Origin of the sequence: Janthinobacterium sp. CG3, assembly GCF_000344615.1 — a bacterium.
Taxonomy (GTDB): Bacteria; Pseudomonadota; Gammaproteobacteria; order Burkholderiales; family Burkholderiaceae_D; genus Janthinobacterium.
The window spans coordinates 5,546,184-5,549,265 of record NZ_KB467824.1 but is presented as its reverse complement, the minus strand read 5'-3'; the positions used below and the strand labels follow the sequence as shown (position 1 = coordinate 5,549,265).

Below are 3,082 nucleotides of genomic sequence, written 5' to 3'. Positions count from 1 at the left end.
GCGCTGCCGCCGACCGTCACATTGTCGCCGTCGATGAGGCGGTTGATGGTGTAGACCGCCCCGGTGAAGCCGGTCGAACCGTCGTAGACCTTGCTGCCGCCAATGCCGACGGTGAGCGCGCGCGGGTCGATCGTCAGGCTGGTGTTGCCGGAGTAGGTGATGTCGTACTTGGTCGACCACAGGCCGTCGAGCGCGTAGGTGCCGACGTTGCGCGCCGCCGTCGTATAGTCGAGCGCGCCGTCGGCGCCGGTGTCGCCCCCGGTCAGGCCGGTGTAGCCGATGCTGCCGGCGAAATGGCTCTGGCTGCCGTCGTATTCGCGCCTTGCGGTGGCGCTGACGTCGGCCGCCAGCGGCGTCAGCAGGGCTTTCAGCAAGGGACCGGTGCGGCCCTCGTAGAGGCGCCAGACCGGCGCGCTGCCGCCGAACTCGAAACCGGCGAAGCTCGCTTGCTGCATGCTTTGCGCCTCGGTCAGGCCGGCGACGGCGCCGCTGGCGGAGGTGCCACGCAAGCCAATGCCGTTGGTTTGGCCCGAACTCTCGATGTTCCAGTAGCCATTACTGACAGGGCCGTCGCTGAAGCCGACCAAGCCGCCGACATTGGTAAAGCCCGGGCCGCTGACGACGCCGCGGCTGTACACATTGATGAGCTTGTTATAGGGAGTGCCGACGCTCATGCCGGCCAGTCCGCCCAGGTCCGTATGGCTTACGTCGACATTGCTGGTGCCGGTGACGTTACCCAGCGCGAAGGAGTCCTGGACCACGCCGTAGGTTCCACCGATCAGGCCGCCGACGCCGTACTCGCCGCTGACGTTGCCGCTGGCGCCGGACTTGAGAATGCCGGGGATGGAGTCGGGGTTGCCGTATTGGAGGCCGACCAGGCCGCCGACGTGGCCTTGGCCGCTAACGCTGGCGCTGCTGAAAACGCCTTCCACGAAGCCCCCCTGGCCGACCAGCGCGCCGACGTTGTTGCGGCCGATGACGCTGCCGCCGAGCAGCTGCAAGTTTTTGACGGTGCCGGTGAGCGAGCCGAACAGGCCGACGTCGTCCTTGCCGGGCATATTGATGGCCAGGCCGGCAATGGCGTGGCCGGCGCCGTCGAGCACGCCGGAAAAACCGCGGCCCTCGTAGTCGACGATCGGCACGAAGCCGGCGCCGCCGTTCCAGTTGACGGTGCCGGCGGCGGCAATGTCGGCGCCCAGCACATACTCGTTGGCCATGCCCTGGCTGGCGATGCCCTGCAAGCCGTAGACGTCGCTGATCTGGTAGGGCGCGCCGCTGGCGCCGGTGCCGCCGGTGACGCGCAGGAATCTGGCGGTGTTGCCGCGGTCGATTTGGAAATCGCGCGCCGAAAACCCCGGCAGGTTGGCGTCGTTCTGCACCCAGCTGCCGCGATAGAGGTGGAAAACGCCGCCGACGCTGAGCGGCGCCGTCGCCGTCAGCTCGCGCGTCGCCGACAGGCTCAGGTCGCCCGCGCGGCTCAGCGCGGTGCCGATGTGGATGTCGCCGGCGCCGTTGGCGCTGTTGACCTCGATATGCAGCGCGCTGGCGCCGGGCACGCTGTCCAGGTCGGCGGCGCTCAACACCAGCGCGCCCGGCAGCACGCCGCCGGCGCCCAGTTCGATCGAATTCAAGCTGCCCAGGCTCACCGAGGGCGCGTCGAGCACGCCGCCGGCCAGCGTCATCTGGCCGGAAAACAGGTTGATGCCGGCCGCCTTCAGCGTGCCGGCGTTGCTGATCCGGTAGCTCCCGCCGGGCGAGGTTTGCAGGTTCAGCGCGCCGGCCAGCGTGGTTTGCGTGCCGGCGGCCACCGTGATGTCGCCCTGGGCGGTGTGCAACAACAGGTTGCCGTTGGCGGCGTTGGCGTTCAGCGTCGCGCTCAGGTCGAGGTTGCCGACCACCGCCAGGCTGCCGCTGCTTTCGCCGAAGAGCTCGCCCACCGTCAGCAAGGAACTGGTCTTAATGGTTTGCAATTCGGCTTGGCTCAGGCCCAGCGTGTTAGCGGCGTCGACGGCGCCGACACCGACCGCGACGTTGCCGTCGGCCAAGGGCGCCAGCTTCACCACGCCGTAGCCGGCGTTGATAGAGCCGAGCAGATCCATGTTCTTGGCCTGCAGTATGATTTGGCCGTTGCCGCTGTCGAGCGTCGCCGTGGACGTCACGTTAAGGGCATCCAGCGAGGACAGGTAGATCGGGCTGCCGCCGCTGCCGACGCTACCGCTGATGGTCAACGGGCCGCTGCCGCTGACGTCCAGCGTGCCGCCGCTGTTCGCCGAGGCGATATTGAGCGCGCCGCGAAAGCGCATCGTCACCCCTGCCGTCGCCGTCAGCACGACCGGCCCGCTGACCTGGTTGCGGGAGTCCTCGAACGCGATCCCGCCGCCGCTGGCGCTGGCCATCAGCGCTCCCACGGTCAGCTCGGCGGCGCCGCCGTTTTGCTGAATCTCGCCGGCGGCGCTGCGCAGGTTGAGCGTCGCGCCCGGCGCGCTGATCGGCGCGCGCAGAAAGATGCCGCCGTCCGCTTCCATGGACAGGTTTTTGCCGCTGGACCAGGCGAGCGGACTGACCACGATGATGTGGCCGGCGCCGGCGGCGTTCGGATTGTTCGTCGTCACCGTCACGTGCGAGCCAGCCAGCAAGGTCTCCAGGCGGCCCGTGGTCACCAGCGACTCGCTCGCCGTGCCGGATTCGGCGAAGTTCCCGCCGCTGTCCGGCGTGACGGCGTCACCGACCATGCCAACTTCGTTCGCCCTGGCGAGGTCGACGGCGATCCAAATCGAGGTCGGGTCCAGCAGCAACTGGCCGGTCTCGCCCTTGGCCGCCGTGGTGTCGACGTTGCCTTGCATGTCGAGGTAGTGGCCGGAGGTTTCGACGAAGCCGCCGTCGCCGCCGTGGGCGCCGCCGCGCGCCGAGATGTTGCCGAAAACGCGGGTGGCGCCGTCGGACCAGACCACGACCTTGCCGCCGTCGCCGCGCACAGTGGCGTCGGCTTTGAGCGTGGCGCCGGCGCCCAGGTAGCTCTGCTCGGCGTTCATCACCGCCGCGTTGGCGCCGCGGTAATCGCCGCCGACCAGGATGCTGCCGC

At 69.0% G+C, this 3,082-nt stretch carries 1 protein-coding gene; it reads right to left on the bottom strand.

The window, feature by feature from the left end:
* The coding region (locus tag JANGC3_RS30070) for a beta strand repeat-containing protein (protein ID WP_017879152.1) at nt 1–3,082 on the bottom strand (3,082 nt) is incomplete at both ends.